At 64.2% G+C, this 14,043-nt stretch carries 24 protein-coding genes; all 24 read left to right on the forward strand.

Annotation, left to right across the window (positions count from 1 at the left end; translation table 11 throughout):
• Positions 1-49: 49 nt before the first annotated feature.
• The 24 genes from fusA (at position 50) to rplO (ending at position 13,993) form a co-directional block, all read left to right on the forward strand.
• Complete coding sequence (fusA, locus tag V5F89_RS07215; RefSeq protein WP_338444991.1) at positions 50-2,143, forward strand: elongation factor G; 2,094 nt, start codon at positions 50-52, stop codon at positions 2,141-2,143.
• A gap of 93 nt (positions 2,144-2,236) precedes the next feature.
• Complete coding sequence (tuf, locus tag V5F89_RS07220) at positions 2,237-3,412, forward strand: elongation factor Tu (protein ID WP_338444992.1); 1,176 nt, start codon at positions 2,237-2,239, stop codon at positions 3,410-3,412.
• 163 nt (positions 3,413-3,575) lie between these two features.
• The gene (gene rpsJ, locus V5F89_RS07225; protein WP_006831877.1) at positions 3,576-3,887 is read left to right on the forward strand and encodes a 30S ribosomal protein S10; all 312 of its coding nucleotides are present in this window, start codon (positions 3,576-3,578) and stop codon (positions 3,885-3,887) included.
• Positions 3,888-4,174: 287 nt separating this feature from the next.
• The gene (gene rplC / locus V5F89_RS07230; RefSeq protein WP_338444993.1) at positions 4,175-5,044 is read left to right on the forward strand and encodes a 50S ribosomal protein L3; all 870 of its coding nucleotides are present in this window, start codon (positions 4,175-4,177) and stop codon (positions 5,042-5,044) included.
• A gap of 2 nt (positions 5,045-5,046) precedes the next feature.
• Positions 5,047-5,670, forward strand: coding sequence for a 50S ribosomal protein L4 (gene rplD / locus V5F89_RS07235; RefSeq protein WP_338444994.1), 624 nt, complete (start codon positions 5,047-5,049; stop codon positions 5,668-5,670).
• The gene (locus V5F89_RS07240) at positions 5,663-5,971 is read left to right on the forward strand and encodes a 50S ribosomal protein L23 (RefSeq protein ID WP_338444995.1); all 309 of its coding nucleotides are present in this window, start codon (positions 5,663-5,665) and stop codon (positions 5,969-5,971) included. Before rplD ends, V5F89_RS07240 begins: the two co-directional genes overlap by 8 nt.
• A gap of 10 nt (positions 5,972-5,981) precedes the next feature.
• Positions 5,982-6,818, forward strand: coding sequence for a 50S ribosomal protein L2 (gene rplB, locus V5F89_RS07245; RefSeq protein WP_338444996.1), 837 nt, complete (start codon positions 5,982-5,984; stop codon positions 6,816-6,818).
• A 7-nt stretch (positions 6,819-6,825) separates the two neighbouring features.
• The gene (gene rpsS, locus V5F89_RS07250) at positions 6,826-7,101 is read left to right on the forward strand and encodes a 30S ribosomal protein S19 (protein ID WP_047805737.1); all 276 of its coding nucleotides are present in this window, start codon (positions 6,826-6,828) and stop codon (positions 7,099-7,101) included.
• A complete protein-coding gene (gene rplV / locus V5F89_RS07255) occupies positions 7,101-7,478 on the forward strand; it encodes a 50S ribosomal protein L22 (RefSeq protein WP_160732485.1) in 378 nt (125 codons plus the stop codon). The genes rpsS and rplV overlap by 1 nt, the downstream gene beginning before the upstream one ends.
• A 1-nt stretch (position 7,479) precedes the next feature.
• A complete protein-coding gene (rpsC, locus tag V5F89_RS07260) occupies positions 7,480-8,175 on the forward strand; it encodes a 30S ribosomal protein S3 (RefSeq protein WP_338444997.1) in 696 nt (231 codons plus the stop codon).
• Positions 8,176-8,197: 22 nt separating this feature from the next.
• Positions 8,198-8,629 (forward strand): 50S ribosomal protein L16, encoded by a 432-nt coding sequence (rplP, locus tag V5F89_RS07265; RefSeq protein WP_047805740.1) that lies wholly within the window; start codon positions 8,198-8,200, stop codon positions 8,627-8,629.
• A 2-nt stretch (positions 8,630-8,631) separates the two neighbouring features.
• The gene (gene rpmC, locus V5F89_RS07270; protein ID WP_160732488.1) at positions 8,632-8,841 is read left to right on the forward strand and encodes a 50S ribosomal protein L29; all 210 of its coding nucleotides are present in this window, start codon (positions 8,632-8,634) and stop codon (positions 8,839-8,841) included.
• Between the two features lie 11 nt (positions 8,842-8,852).
• Positions 8,853-9,143 carry a 30S ribosomal protein S17 gene (gene rpsQ / locus V5F89_RS07275; RefSeq protein WP_338444998.1) on the forward strand — a complete coding sequence of 97 codons (291 nt, stop codon included), beginning with the start codon at positions 8,853-8,855 and terminating at the stop codon, positions 9,141-9,143.
• A gap of 58 nt (positions 9,144-9,201) precedes the next feature.
• Positions 9,202-9,570, forward strand: coding sequence for a 50S ribosomal protein L14 (rplN, locus tag V5F89_RS07280; RefSeq protein ID WP_047805743.1), 369 nt, complete (start codon positions 9,202-9,204; stop codon positions 9,568-9,570).
• A complete protein-coding gene (gene rplX, locus V5F89_RS07285) occupies positions 9,570-9,890 on the forward strand; it encodes a 50S ribosomal protein L24 (RefSeq protein ID WP_338444999.1) in 321 nt (106 codons plus the stop codon). Before rplN ends, rplX begins: the two co-directional genes overlap by 1 nt.
• On the forward strand, positions 9,883-10,467 hold the full coding sequence (rplE, locus tag V5F89_RS07290) for a 50S ribosomal protein L5 (protein WP_338445000.1): 585 nt from the start codon (positions 9,883-9,885) through the stop codon (positions 10,465-10,467). Before rplX ends, rplE begins: the two co-directional genes overlap by 8 nt.
• A 43-nt stretch (positions 10,468-10,510) precedes the next feature.
• Positions 10,511-10,816 carry a 30S ribosomal protein S14 gene (gene rpsN, locus V5F89_RS07295; RefSeq protein WP_338445001.1) on the forward strand — a complete coding sequence of 102 codons (306 nt, stop codon included), beginning with the start codon at positions 10,511-10,513 and terminating at the stop codon, positions 10,814-10,816.
• A 10-nt stretch (positions 10,817-10,826) separates the two neighbouring features.
• Entirely contained in the window at positions 10,827-11,222 is a 396-nt protein-coding gene (gene rpsH / locus V5F89_RS07300) for a 30S ribosomal protein S8 (RefSeq protein ID WP_160732493.1), read from the forward strand.
• Positions 11,222-11,755 carry a 50S ribosomal protein L6 gene (rplF, locus tag V5F89_RS07305; protein WP_338445002.1) on the forward strand — a complete coding sequence of 178 codons (534 nt, stop codon included), beginning with the start codon at positions 11,222-11,224 and terminating at the stop codon, positions 11,753-11,755. The genes rpsH and rplF overlap by 1 nt, the downstream gene beginning before the upstream one ends.
• Before the next feature lies 1 nt (position 11,756).
• Positions 11,757-12,101: a 50S ribosomal protein L18 gene (rplR, locus tag V5F89_RS07310; protein WP_338445003.1), complete on the forward strand. Its 345-nt coding sequence runs from the start codon at positions 11,757-11,759 to the stop codon at positions 12,099-12,101.
• Positions 12,101-12,967, forward strand: coding sequence for a 30S ribosomal protein S5 (rpsE, locus tag V5F89_RS07315; protein WP_338445004.1), 867 nt, complete (start codon positions 12,101-12,103; stop codon positions 12,965-12,967). Before rplR ends, rpsE begins: the two co-directional genes overlap by 1 nt.
• 5 nt (positions 12,968-12,972) lie before the next feature.
• Entirely contained in the window at positions 12,973-13,161 is a 189-nt protein-coding gene (gene rpmD / locus V5F89_RS07320; protein ID WP_338445005.1) for a 50S ribosomal protein L30, read from the forward strand.
• Positions 13,158-13,472, forward strand: a complete 315-nt coding sequence (locus tag V5F89_RS07325) for a hypothetical protein (RefSeq protein WP_338445006.1) — start codon at positions 13,158-13,160, stop codon at positions 13,470-13,472. The genes rpmD and V5F89_RS07325 overlap by 4 nt, the downstream gene beginning before the upstream one ends.
• Complete coding sequence (gene rplO, locus V5F89_RS07330) at positions 13,469-13,993, forward strand: 50S ribosomal protein L15 (RefSeq protein WP_338445007.1); 525 nt, start codon at positions 13,469-13,471, stop codon at positions 13,991-13,993. The genes V5F89_RS07325 and rplO overlap by 4 nt, the downstream gene beginning before the upstream one ends.
• The last annotated feature ends 50 nt before the right edge of the window (positions 13,994-14,043 follow it).

The raw sequence follows: 14,043 nt of genomic DNA on the forward strand, positions 1-14,043 counted from the left end.
GGGGGCTGGCCCTTGAACGGGCGCCCCCACACGATCCGAGGAATTCATCATGGCCCGCGACTATCCGCTGGAGCGCTATCGCAATATCGGCATCATGGCCCACATCGATGCCGGCAAGACCACCACGACCGAGCGCATCCTTTACTACACCGGCAAGTCCTACAAGATCGGCGAAGTCCATGACGGCGCCGCGACGATGGACTGGATGGAGCAGGAGCAGGAGCGCGGGATCACCATCACCTCCGCCGCGACGACCACGTTCTGGTCGGCCGAGGACGGCGAAGGGCCCAAGCACCGCATCAACATCATCGACACCCCCGGGCACGTCGACTTCACCATCGAAGTCGAGCGCTCGCTGCGCGTGCTCGACGGCGCGGTCGCGGTGTTCGACGGCGTGGCCGGTGTCGAACCGCAGTCCGAAACCGTGTGGCGCCAGGCGGACAAGTACAAGGTTCCGCGGATGTGCTTCATCAACAAGCTCGACCGCACCGGGGCCGACTTCTATTACTGCGTCCAGTCGATCGTCGACCGCCTGGGTGCGACCCCGCTGGTGCTCTATCTCCCGATCGGCGCGGAAAGCGACCTCAAGGGCGTCGTCGACCTGGTGAACAACCGCGGCATCGTCTGGGAAGACGAGAGCCTGGGCGCGAAGTTCAACTATGTCGACATCCCCGAGGACCTGGCCGACAAGGCTGCCGAGTATCGCGAGAAGCTGATCGAAACGGCCGTCGAGCAGGACGACGAGGTGATGGAAGCTTACCTCGAAGGCAACGAGCCCGATGCGGCGACGCTCAAGCGCCTGATCCGCCAGGGCACGCTGAACCAGTCGTTCGTGCCCGTGCTGTGCGGCTCGGCGTTCAAGAACAAGGGCGTGCAGCCGCTGCTCGACGCGGTCGTGGACTATATGCCCTCGCCGGTGGACGTGCCCGCGATCAAGGGCGTGAAGCCCGACAGCGAGGAAGAGGATACCCGCCCGTCGAGCGACGACGCGCCGTTCGCCGCGCTGGCCTTCAAGATCATGAACGACCCGTTCGTCGGGACGCTCACCTTCACCCGCATCTATTCGGGCAAGCTGTCCAAGGGGCAGGTCCTGAACTCGGTGAAGGACAAGAAGGAAAAGATCGGCCGCATGTTGCTGATGCACTCGAACAACCGCGAGGACATCGAGGAAGCGTTCGCGGGCGACATCGTCGCGATCGCCGGCCTGAAGGAAACCACCACCGGCGACACGCTGTGCGCGCCGAACGCGCCGATCATTCTGGAGCGGATGGAATTTCCCGAGCCGGTCATCGAACTGTCGGTGGAGCCGAAGACCAAGGCCGACCAGGAAAAGATGGGCGTCGCGCTCAACCGCCTGGCCGCCGAGGATCCGAGCTTCCGCGTGTCGACCGACCACGAATCGGGCCAGACGATCATCAAGGGCATGGGCGAGCTGCACCTCGACATCCTCGTCGATCGTATGAAGCGCGAGTTCAAGGTCGAGGCGAACGTCGGCGCGCCGCAGGTCGCCTATCGCGAGGCGCTGGCGAAGGAAGTCGAGGTCACCTACACCCACAAGAAGCAGTCGGGCGGCTCGGGCCAGTTCGGCGAAGCCAAGGTCCGCGTGATCCCCGGCGAACGCGGCCAGGGCATCATCTTCGACGACCAGATCAAGGGCGGCAATATTCCCCGCGAATATATCCCTTCGGTCGAGAAGGGCATGCGCGAGCAGGCGGAAAGCGGCTATCTGGTCGGCTTCCCGATCATCGACTTCACCATCGAGCTGATCGACGGCAAGTACCACGACGTCGACTCGAGCACGGTGGCGTTCGAGATCACCGGGCGCGGCGCGATGCGCGAAGCGGCCGCCAAGGCCGGCATCAAGCTCCTCGAGCCGGTGATGAAGGTCGAGGTCGTGACGCCGGAGGATTACCTCGGCGACGTTATCGGCGACCTCAACAGCCGCCGCGGCCAGATCCAGGGCACCGACACGCGCGGCAATGCCCAGGCCGTGGAGGCATTCGTGCCGCTCGCCAACATGTTCGGCTACGTCAACGAACTGCGTTCGTTCACTCAGGGCCGTGCGCAGTACTCGATGCAGTTCTCGCACTACGACGAAGTGCCGGCGAACGTCGCTCAGGAGGTCAAGGAGAAGCTTGCCTAAGACCGGGCAAGCGTCTAGGGGCGGCGCCTGATTCACCTCGGTGCCGTCCGCGACTTGGTGAAATTCAATCTGACAGACAGAGGTTACAAGCAAATGGCCAAGGAAAAATTCGAGCGGAACAAGCCGCACTGCAACATCGGCACCATCGGTCACGTCGACCACGGCAAGACGACGCTGACCGCTGCCATCACCAAAGTGCAGGGTTCGGCTGTCGATTTCGCGAACATCGACAAGGCGCCGGAAGAGCGCGAGCGCGGCATCACGATTTCGACCGCGCACGTCGAATATGAAACCGACGCGCGCCACTACGCGCACGTCGACTGCCCGGGCCACGCCGACTACGTCAAGAACATGATCACCGGTGCCGCCCAGATGGACGGCGCGATCCTGGTCGTGAACGCCGCCGACGGCCCGATGCCGCAGACCCGCGAGCACATCCTGCTCGCCCGTCAGGTCGGCGTGCCGGCGCTGGTCGTGTACATGAACAAGGTCGACCAGGTCGACGACGAGGAAATCCTCGAGCTGGTCGAGCTGGAAGTGCGCGAGCTGCTTTCGAGCTACGACTTCGACGGCGACAACATTCCGATCATCAAGGGCTCGGCCCTGGCCGCGCTCGAAGGGCGCGACCCGGAAATCGGCGAGAACTCCATCAAGGAACTGATGAAGGCCGTCGACGAGCACATCCCGCAGCCCGACCGTCCGGTCGACAAGGACTTCCTGATGCCGATCGAGGACGTCTTCTCGATCTCGGGCCGTGGCACCGTCGTCACCGGCCGTGTCGAGACCGGCAAGGTCAATGTCGGCGACGAAGTCGAAATCGTCGGTATCCGCGACACGCAGAAGACCACCGTCACCGGGGTCGAGATGTTCCGCAAGCTGCTCGATTCGGGCGAAGCCGGCGACAACATCGGTGCGCTGCTGCGCGGCACCGCGCGTGACGACGTGGAGCGCGGCCAGGTTCTGGCCAAGCCGGGCTCGGTCACGCCGCACACCGAGTTCAGCGCGGAAGTCTACGTGCTGTCGAAGGACGAAGGCGGCCGTCACACGCCGTTCTTCGCCAACTATCGCCCGCAGTTCTACTTCCGCACGACCGACGTGACCGGCGAAGTGATCCTCCCCGAGGGCACCGAGATGGTCATGCCGGGCGACAACGTGACGATCGGCGTCAAGCTGATCGCGCCGATCGCGATGGACGAAGGTCTGCGCTTCGCCATCCGCGAAGGCGGCCGCACCGTCGGTTCGGGGGTTGTCAGCAAGATCACGAAGTAATATAGGCGCGCGACCGGCGGGGGATTCGTTCCCCGCCGGTCGAATTTTCGAAGGGGGCCGCCCCTGACCGGTTTTCCGGGAGGCGGGGCAGGCCTTTCTTTTTTGTTGGGAGCGATGCCGGGCGACGGCAAAGCTCCTCGGCTCTTTCGCATCGGTACAGGTAATGGAAGCTCAGAACATCCGCATCCGCCTCAAGGCGTTCGACCACCGCGTTCTCGACCAGGCGACTGGCGAAATCGCAGACACCGCGCGTCGTACGGGTGCTCTTATTCGCGGCCCCATTCCCATGCCGACGCGTATCGAGAAGTTCACCGTGAACCGCGGCCCGCACATCGACAAGAAGTCGCGCGAGCAGTTCGAGGTGCGCACCTACAAGCGGCTGCTGGACATCGTGCAGCCGAACGCCCAGACGGTCGACGCGCTGATGAAGCTCGATCTGGCCGCGGGCGTGAATGTCGAGATCAAGCTCGCATAAACCGAAGGTTTCTGCGAGCGCAGCCCCCGCGAAAGCGGGGGTCTTACGTCCGCCTGGTCGGACGTTAAAATGACCGGGCGAGTTTGCAGGTCGCTCCAGGCGGCCTGAGGTCCCTGCCTTCGCAGGGACTCTCGACGACATAGGGATACCTCCGGTTCTTACCGGGCAAGCGTCCCCCGTCTCGCCTCCTTCGGGAGGCATTCAGCCCGGGCGGGGCGACGCATCACAATCAGGGCTGGCAAGCACCCGGAATGGGTCCGGGTGCCTCTGTTTTAGGAGTCTTAACGATGCGCACCGGCGTTATCGCAAAGAAAGTCGGGATGACCCGCCTGTTCCAGGAGGATGGACGTCACGTTCCCGTGACCGTCCTCGCGCTGGAAGACTGCCAGGTCGTTTCGCACCGCACCGCCGACCGCGATGGCTATTTCGCGGTCCAGCTCGGCGCGGGCGAGGCCAAGCAGAAGAACGTGAACAAGCCGCAGCGCGAAGCTTTCGCCAAGGCGGAAGTTCCGCTGAAGATGAAAGTCGCCGAATTCCGCGTCGAGAACGAGGAAGGCCTGGTGCCGGTCGGCGCGACGATCAGCGCCGAGCACTTCGTTGCCGGGCAGAAGGTCGACATCACCGGCCACACGCAGGGCAAGGGCTTTGCCGGCGCGATGAAGCGCTGGGGCTTCGGCGGTCTGCGCGCGACGCACGGCGTCTCGCTCAGCCACCGTTCGCACGGTTCGACCGGTAACCGCCAGGATCCGGGCCGCGTCTTCAAGAACAAGAAGATGGCCGGCCACATGGGCGACCGCCAGCGGACGCAGCAGAACCTCGAGATCGTGCGCACCGACGCGACCCGCGGCCTGCTGTTCGTCAAGGGCTCGGTCCCCGGCTCGAAGAACGGCTGGCTGCTGGTGCGCGACGCGGTGAAGCTGCCGCTTCCCGAAGGCGCACCGTTCCCCGGCGCGATCCTCGAGAAGAAGACGACCGCGCCCGAACACGACGAGGCCGATGCCGGCCTGGTCGAGAGCGCGGCCGAGCACGAGGTGAACGAGCAGGTCGATGCCGAGCAGCAGAAGAAGCTGCTCGCCGAACAGGAAGCCGGCGCCGAGAGCGAAGCAACCGAGAACAGCACCGACGGCCAGGCCGCCGGTGAGAGCAAGGAGTCCTGATCGTGAAGGTCAAGGTCCAGAAACTCGACGGCAAGGCGGCCGGCGACGTGGAACTGAACGATGCCGTGTTCGGCGTCGAACCGCGTGCCGACATCCTGCATCGCGTCGTCACCTGGCAGCTCGAGAACCGGCGCGGCACGGCCCGCCCGACTCGCGAGCGTTCGGACGTGGCGCGCACGGGCAAGAAGTTCGGCCGGCAGAAGGGTTCGGGCGGCGCTCGCCACGGCGATCGCGGCGCTCCGATCTTCATCGGCGGCGGCAAGGCGCACGGCGCGCGCAAGCGCGACTTCGACCCCTCGCTGAACAAGAAGATCCGCGCGCTCGGCCTGCGCATGGCGCTTTCGAGCAAGGCGAAGGACGGCTTGGTCGTCGTCGACAGCCTCGATCTGAAAGACGCCAAGACGAAGGCCGTTGCCGAAGCGTTCGGCAAGAACGGCTGGAACGGCAAGGTCCTGGTGATCGACGGCGATGCGGTGAACGAAGGTTTCCGCAAGGCAGCCGGCAATCTCAAGGGCGTCAACGTCCTGCCGGCGGTGGGCGCCAACGTCTACGACATCCTGAAGCACGACACGCTGGTCCTGACCAGGGACGCGGTCGAAAAGCTGGAGGCGCGCTTCAATGGCTAAGAAGCAGGAAATCGATGCGCGTCATTACGACGTGATCCTCGCCCCCCACATCACCGAGAAGTCGACTCTGCTGTCCGAGCAGAACGGCGTCGTCTTCAAGGTGGCGAACGATGCGACCAAGCCGCAGATCAAGGAAGCGGTCGAGGCGCTGTTCGATGTCAAGGTGACGGGCGTGAATACATTGGTCGTCAAAGGCAAGTCGAAGCGCTGGCGGGGCAAGCCCTACAAGCGCAGCGACCTGAAGAAGGCGGTCGTGACGCTCGCGGAAGGTGACTCGATCGACGTCACCGGCGGAATCTGAGGCTAGGGATATGGCACTCAAGAACTACAAACCGACGAGCCCCGCGCGCCGCGGCCTCATTCTTGTCGACAAGTCCGGCCTGTACAAGGGCAAGCCGGTCAAGTCGCTGACCGAAGGCAAGCGCAAGACGGGCGGCCGCAACAACAAGGGTCATGTCACCTCGCGCGGCATGGGCGGCGGCCACAAGCAGAAGTATCGCTACGTCGACTTCAAGCGTCGCAAGTGGAACGTGGCGGGCACGGTCGAGCGGATCGAGTACGATCCCAACCGCACCGCGTTCATCGCGCTGGTCAAGTACGACGATGGCGAGCTGGCCTATATCCTGGCGCCGCAGCGGCTTGCCGTGGGCGACAAGGTGGTGGCGGGCGAGAAGACCGACACCAAGCCGGGCAACGCGATGCTGCTGGGCCAGATGCCGGTCGGCACGATCTGCCACAACGTGGAGATGAAGCCGGGCAAGGGCGGGCAGATCGCCCGTTCCGCCGGCGCCTACGTCCAGCTGGTGGGCCGCGATCGCGGCATGGTGATCGTGCGCCTCAACTCGGGCGAGCAGCGTTACCTGCGGGCCGATTGCATGGGTACGGTCGGCGCGGTGTCGAACCCCGACAACCAGAACCAGAACCTGGGCAAGGCCGGCCGCCGCCGCTGGATGGGCGTCAAGCCGCTCACCCGCGGCGTGGCCAAGAACCCGGTCGATCACCCGCACGGCGGCGGCGAAGGCCGCACCTCGGGCGGCCGCCACCCGGTTACCCCGTGGGGCAAGCCGACCAAGGGCGCCCGGACCCGCAAGAACAAGGCGACGGACAAGATGATTATCCGTTCACGCCACGCGAAGAAGAAGAGGTAATCGTCACATGGCTCGTTCCGTCTGGAAAGGTCCGTTCGTCGAACTCAGCCTTCTGAAGAAGGCCGAGGACGCACAGGAAGCGGGTGGCCGTGCGCCGATCAAGACCTGGTCGCGTCGCAGCACGATCCTTCCGCAATTCGTCGGCCTGACGTTCAACGTCTACAATGGCCACAAGTTCATCCCGGTCTCGGTCTCCGAAGACATGGTCGGTCACAAGCTCGGTGAATTCGCGCCCACGCGCACGTTCCCCGGCCACGCCGCCGACAAGAAGGGCAAGCGCTAATGGGCAAGCAGAAAGCTCCCCGCCGCGTGGGCGAAAACGAGGCTCTGGCCGTCGGCACCACGATCCGTGGTTCGGCGCAGAAGCTGAATCTCGTCGCCGAACTGATCCGCGGCAAGAAGGCCGAGGACGCGCTGAACATTCTCGCGTTCTCGAAGAAGGCGATGGCGAAGGACGCATCGAAAGTGCTCGCCTCGGCGATCGCCAATGCCGAGAACAACCACGACCTGGATGTCGACGCGCTGGTGGTGGCGGAAGCTTCCGTCGGCAAGTCGATTACCATGAAGCGCTTCCACACGCGCGGACGGGGCAAGAGCACCCGCATCCTCAAGCCGTTCAGCCGGCTGCGCATCGTGGTTCGCGAGCAGGAAGAGGCGTAAGATGGGCCAGAAGAGCAATCCGATCGGTCTGCGCCTGCAGATCAACCGCACCTGGGACAGCCGCTGGTACGCCGAAGGGCGCGACTATGCCAAGCTGCTCAAGGAAGACATCGAGATCCGCAAGCACATCATCGAGAGCCTGCCGCAGGCGGCGATCTCGAAGGTCGTGATCGAGCGTCCGGCCAAGCTGTGCCGCATTTCGATCTATGCCGCGCGTCCCGGCGTCATCATCGGCAAGAAGGGCGCGGATATCGAGAAGCTGCGCACCAAGCTTTCGTCGATGACCGAGAGCGAGGTGAAGCTGAACATCGTCGAGATCCGCAAGCCGGAAGTCGATGCCAAGCTCGTCGCGCAGGGCATTGCCGACCAGCTCGTGCGCCGCGTGGCCTTCCGCCGCGCGATGAAGCGCGCGATGCAGTCGGCCATGCGTCTGGGTGCCGAAGGCATCAAGATCGTCTGCGGCGGCCGTCTCGGCGGGGCGGAAATCGCCCGTGTCGAACAGTACCGCGAAGGCCGCGTGCCGCTGCACACGCTGCGCGCCAACATCGACTATGCCGAAGCCGAGGCGCTGACCGCCTATGGCATCATCGGGATCAAGGTGTGGGTCTTCAAAGGCGAGATCCTGGGCCACGATCCGACGGCGCAGGACCGTCTGATGATGGAATCGCAGACCTCCGGCGTCCGTCCGGCGCGCTGAGCATCGAACTTGAGTAGATAACATGCTGCAACCGAAGAAAACCAAGTTCCGCAAGGCCTTCAAGGGCCGGATCAAGGGCGACGCCAAGGGCGGCACGACGCTGAATTTCGGCTCGTACGGCCTCAAGGCGCTCGAACCGGAACGCATCACCGCCCGCCAGATCGAGGCCGCGCGCCGTGCGATCACGCGCCACATCAAGCGCCAGGGCCGCCTGTGGATCCGCATTTTCCCCGACGTGCCGGTGTCGAAGAAGCCGGCCGAGGTCCGCCAGGGCAAGGGCAAGGGTTCGGTCGAATACTGGGCCGCCCGCGTGAAGCCGGGCCGGATCCTGTTCGAGCTGGACGGCGTTGCCGGCCCGCTCGCGGCCGAGGCGTTCGAGCGCGCCGCGATGAAGCTTCCCGTCAAGACCAAGGTTGTTGCCCGTCTCGGCGACAACTCGCACCTGGAGGGTTGATCGTGAGCAAGATGGAAGACCTCCGCACCAAGACCGACGACCAGCTCGACGCCCAGCTCACCGAGCTGAAGCGCGAGCAGTTCAACCTCCGCTTCCAGGCGGCGACCAACCAGTTGGAAGCCCCGGCGCGGATTCGCCAGGTCCGCCGCGAAATCGCGCAGATCAAGACTCTGCAGAACGAGCGCGCGGCCGCGGCCGAAGCCAAGGCTTGAGGAGCTAGACAATGCCGAAGCGTATCCTGATCGGGACTGTCACCTCCGACAAGACCGACAAGACCGTCACCGTGCTGGTCGAGCGCAAGGTGAAACACCCGCTTTACGGGAAGATCATCCGCCGTTCGAAGAAGTACCACGCGCACGACGAAGCGAACGAATACAAGCTGGGCGACACCGTCCGGATCGAAGAGACCAGACCGATCTCCAAGACCAAGACCTGGCGCGTGATCGACACGGTCAAGGCCGGCGGGGTCCAGGCGGTCGAGGCCGATCTCGACGTCGAAGCCACCGGCAATTGAGCGATTTGAAGGAACTGCCGGACACGTTCCGGCAAGCCATTGAGAAGGAACCGCATCGATGATTCAGATGCAATCGAACCTAGACGTCGCGGACAACAGCGGCGCGAAGCGCGTCCAGTGCATCAAGGTGCTGGGCGGGTCGAAGCGCCGCACCGCGAGCGTCGGCGACGTGATCGTCGTCTCCGTCAAGGAGGCGCAGCCGCGCGCCCGCGTCAAGAAGGGCGACGTTCACCGCGCGGTGATCGTGCGCACGAAGAAGGACGTGCGCCGTCCCGATGGCAGCGCGATCCGTTTCGATTCGAACGCCGCCGTCCTCGTCAACAAGAACGAGGAACCGATCGGCACGCGTATCTTCGGCCCGGTGGTGCGCGAACTGCGCGGCCGCGGGTTCATGAAGATCATCTCGCTCGCTCCGGAGGTGCTGTAATGGCCGCCGCGAAGATCAAGAAGGGCGACAGCGTCGTCGTGCTCTCGGGCAAGGACAAGGGCCGCACCGGCACTGTCCAGAAGGTCATGCCGAAGGAAGGCAAGATCGTGGTCGAGGGCATCAACGTCGCCGCCCGTCACCGCAAGCCGAGCCAGGCCAACCCGCAAGGTGGCATCGACCGCTTCGAAGCGCCGATGCCGATCTCCAAGGTGGCCGTGGCCGATCCCAAGGACGGCAAGCCGACCCGCGTCCGTTTCGAAGAGAAGGACGGGAAGAAGGTCCGCATTGCCGTCAAGTCCGGGGAGACTATCGATGGCTGACAAGTACGTTCCGCGCATGCGCGCCCGCTATGACGAGCAGATCGTCAAGGCGATGACCGAGAAGTTCGGTTACAAGAACCGGCTCGAGGTTCCGCGCCTGGAGAAGATCACGCTCAACATGGGCGTGGGCGAGGCGAGCCAGGATAAGAAGAAGGTCCAGGTGGCGGCCGAGGAAATGGCTCTGATCGCCGGCCAGAAGCCGGTTATCACGAAGGCCAAAAAATCGATCGCGCAATTCAAGCTGCGCGAGGGTATGCCGATCGGCTGCAAGGTCACCCTGCGCCGCGAACGCATGTATGAGTTCCTCGACCGCCTGGTGACTATCGCGATGCCGCGCATCCGCGACTTCCGCGGATTGAACCCGAAGAGTTTCGACGGGCGCGGCAACTATGCGATGGGTCTGAAGGAACAGATCATCTTCCCCGAGATCAGCTACGACAAGATCGAGAAGGTCCGGGGCATGGATATCATCGTGACCACGACGGCGAAGACCGACGAGGAAGCCCGCGAACTGTTGCGCCTGTTCGGTTTCCCGTTCCCTGCGGAGCAGGCCGCCGAAAAGAAGGAGGCCGCGTGAGCAGCCCCTTGAACGCAAGGAAAGCAAAGAGAGCTTAAGTCCAATGGCGAAACTGAGTTCCATCAACAAGAACGAGCGTCGTAAGAAGCTCGTCAAGAAGTACGCGGGCAAGTACGCCCGACTGAAGGCGATTGCCAATGACGAGTCGCTCGACGAAAGCGAGCGGCTGATCGCGCGCCTGAAGATGGCGGAAATCCCGCGTAACGGAAATCCGACCCGTGTGCGCAACCGTTGCACCACCACCGGCCGCCCGCGCGGCTATTACCGCAAGTTCGGCCTCAACCGCATCGAACTGCGCGACCTCGGCAACAAGGGCCTGATTCCCGGCCTGACCAAGTCGAGCTGGTGAGGACTGACAAATGGCTATGACCGATCCCCTGGGTGATATGCTCACCCGTATCCGCAACGGCCAGCAGGCGAAGAAGGATTCCGTCCTTTCGCCCGCTTCCAAGCTGCGTGCGAACGTGCTCGAGGTTCTTCAGCGCGAAGGCTACATCCGTGGCTACAGCGAAGATTCGACCGGCAAGCACCCCGCGCTGCGGATCGAACTGAAGTATTTCGAGGGTGAGCCTGCGATCAAGCATGTCGCCCGTGTCTCCAAGCCGGGTCGCCGGATCTATTCGGGTTCGAAGGAACTTCCGACCGTCCGCAACGGCCTCGGCATCACTATCGTCTCGACGCCCAAGGGCGTGCTCTCGGACAACGAGGCGCGCACTCAGAACGTCGGCGGTGAAGTGCTGGCGGAGGTGTTCTGATGAGCCGCATCGGCAAGAAGCCGGTAGCGATCCCGAGCGGGGTCACTGCCACGATCGATAACGGAACGCTGACCGTGAAAGGGCCGAAAGGCACCCTTTCGATGGGGCTTGTGGACGAAGTGGTCTACAAGCTCGAGAACGACGAGATTTCGGTGCAGCCGGCCAACGACAGCCGCCGTTCGCGCGATTTCTGGGGGATGCAGCGCACGCTCGTTTCCAATCTCGTGGAAGGCGTGACCGAAGGCTACACCAAAGTGCTCGAGATTTCGGGCGTCGGTTTCCGCGCGCAGGCTCAGGGGCGTAAGCTCAAGCTGCAGCTCGGCTTCAGTCACGACGTCGATCTCGACGTGCCCGAGGGTATCGAGGTGAAGACCCCCGACCAGACCACGGTCGAGATCAGCGGGATCGACAAACAGTCCGTCGGGCAGTTCGCCGCAGAGATCCGCCGTTGGCGCAAGCCCGAGCCGTACAAGGGCAAGGGCATCAAGTATCGCGGTGAGTACATCTTCCGCAAGGAAGGGAAGAAGAAGTAAGATGGCCAAGCTTTCCCTTTTCGAACGCCGCCGTCGCCGTGTTCGCACGGCTTTGCGCAGTCGTGCCGGCGATCGCCCGCGCCTGTCGGTTCATCGCACCGGCAAGCATATCTATGCCCAGATTATCGACGATACGCAGGGCAGGACCCTGGCTGCTGCGTCGACCCTGGGCGGCAAGGCCTCGGGCGCCAATGTCGATGCTGCAAAGCAGGTCGGCAAGGATATCGCCGCGGCTGCCAAGAAGGCGGGCGTGACCGCTGTCGTGTTCGATCGCGGCGGGTTCCTGTTTCACGGCCGCGTCAAGGCGCTGGCCGACGCCGCCCGCGAAGGCGGGCTGGAGTTTTGATGATGGCTGAAGAAAACAAGACCGAAAACACCGAGACGCCCAAGGTCGAAGAGACCAAGGCGGAAGAAACCAAGGTCGAAACGGTCGAGGCCAAGGCCGAGACCGAACACGCCGTGACCGAAGAGCCGAAGATCGACAATGCGGGCTCCACCCCGATTTCGACCACGGCTCCGACCGAAGCGGGCGAGAACCAGTCCGCTGCCGGCGGCGATCCTTCCCAGCCGCGCGGACGCGGCCGGGGCGGGCGCGACGGCGGCGGCGACCGCGGTGGCGGTCGTGGCCGCGGGCGCGGTCGCGACGATCGCCGCGGCGGCCGCCGCGAGGAAGAAGACGACGGCATCATCGAGAAGCTCGTCCACATCAACCGCGTTTCGAAGACGGTGAAGGGCGGCAAGCGCTTCGGCTTTGCGGCGCTGGTCGTGGTCGGCGACGGTTCGGGCCGGGTCGGTTTCGGCCACGGCAAGGCGCGCGAAGTGCCCGAAGCGATTTCGAAGGCGACCGCTTCGGCGCGCAAGAAGATGATCCGCGTTCCGCTGAAGGAAGGCCGCACGCTGCACCACGACGGCAACGGCCGTTTCGGTGCCGGCAAGGTGACCTTGCGCACCGCGCCTCCGGGCACCGGCATCATTGCCGGCGGTCCGATGCGCGCCGTGTTCGAGAGCCTGGGCGTGGCCGACGTGGTGACCAAGTCGGTCGGCACGTCCAACCCCTACAACATGATCCGCGCCACTTTCGATGCGCTGCAGGAACAGACTTCGCCGAAGTCGGTTGCGCAGCGTCGCGGCAAGAAGGTCGCCGACCTGCTCGGCCGCGGTGGCGCCAGCGAGGCGGAGGCCGAGGCCGACGCCGCGGCTATTGCGGAGTAAGATCGATGGCTGACAAGAAGAAGACCATCAGGATCAAGCAGATCGGTTCGCCGATCCGCCGGCCGGAAAGCCAGCGCAAGATCCTCGTCGGGCTCGGCCTCGACAAGATGCACAAGATCGTCGAGCGCCAGGACACCCCCGAGGTGCGCGGCGCGATCGCCAAGGTGCAGCACCTGGTTGCGATCGTCGATTGACTTGGTACCGCCTCCTCATCCTTGGGAATGACTTTCCCCTGGAGGAGGATGGGGTGCCGGTACTGATGGGCTGGTACACGACCCGATGGGTCGAGGCAGCCGATCCAGAGGAGGCGAGGGCTGTTGCGCTGGAAGCGCTCCGATCCGAGCCACTGCTGGCTGATGTTTCCGCCGGGTGCGGTGCGACGATTAGCTGGGAAGAAGTTGAGCGAGTGGAAGAAAGCGATGTGCCCGATCGTCAGGGCGGGTTCTCATTCTTCCGCATGGAACATCAAGCGCGAACAAAAGCGAAAGCGAGTGCAAGACCATGAAACTGACAGACATCCGTGACAACCCCGGTGCCCGCAAGGGCCGCATCCGCGTCGGGCGCGGCATCGGCTCGGGCAAGGGCAAGACCGGCGGCCGCGGCCAGAAGGGGCAGAAGAGCCGTTCGGGCGTTGCCATCAAGGGCTTCGAAGGCGGCCAGATGCCGCTTCACATGCGCCTGCCGAAGCGCGGCTTCAACAATCCGTTCGGCAAGGACTATGCCGAAGTGAACCTGGGCATGGTCCAGAAGTTCATCGACGCGGGCAAGCTCGATGCCAAGAAGGTCGTCGACCACGAGGCGCTCAAGGCCGCGGGCCTGGCGCGCGGCGGCAAGGACGGCGTGCGCCTGCTGGGCAAGGGCGAGCTGAAGGCGAAAGTCCAGTTCAAGGTCACCGGCGCCAGCAAGGGTGCGATCCAGGCGGTCGAGAAGGCCGGCGGTTCGGTGGAAGTCGCCGAAGCGAAGCCGTCGGAAGACGAGAAGAAGACCGCTCGGCGCGAGGCCAACAAGGCCGCCAAGGCCGAGTAAGCGGCAAAAATAGGGGCGGGGGGTTCGACAACGTGCCCCCCGCACCCTAT

Origin of the sequence: Pelagerythrobacter marensis, assembly GCF_036700095.1 — a bacterium.
GTDB lineage: Bacteria > Pseudomonadota > Alphaproteobacteria > Sphingomonadales > Sphingomonadaceae > Pelagerythrobacter > Pelagerythrobacter marensis_A.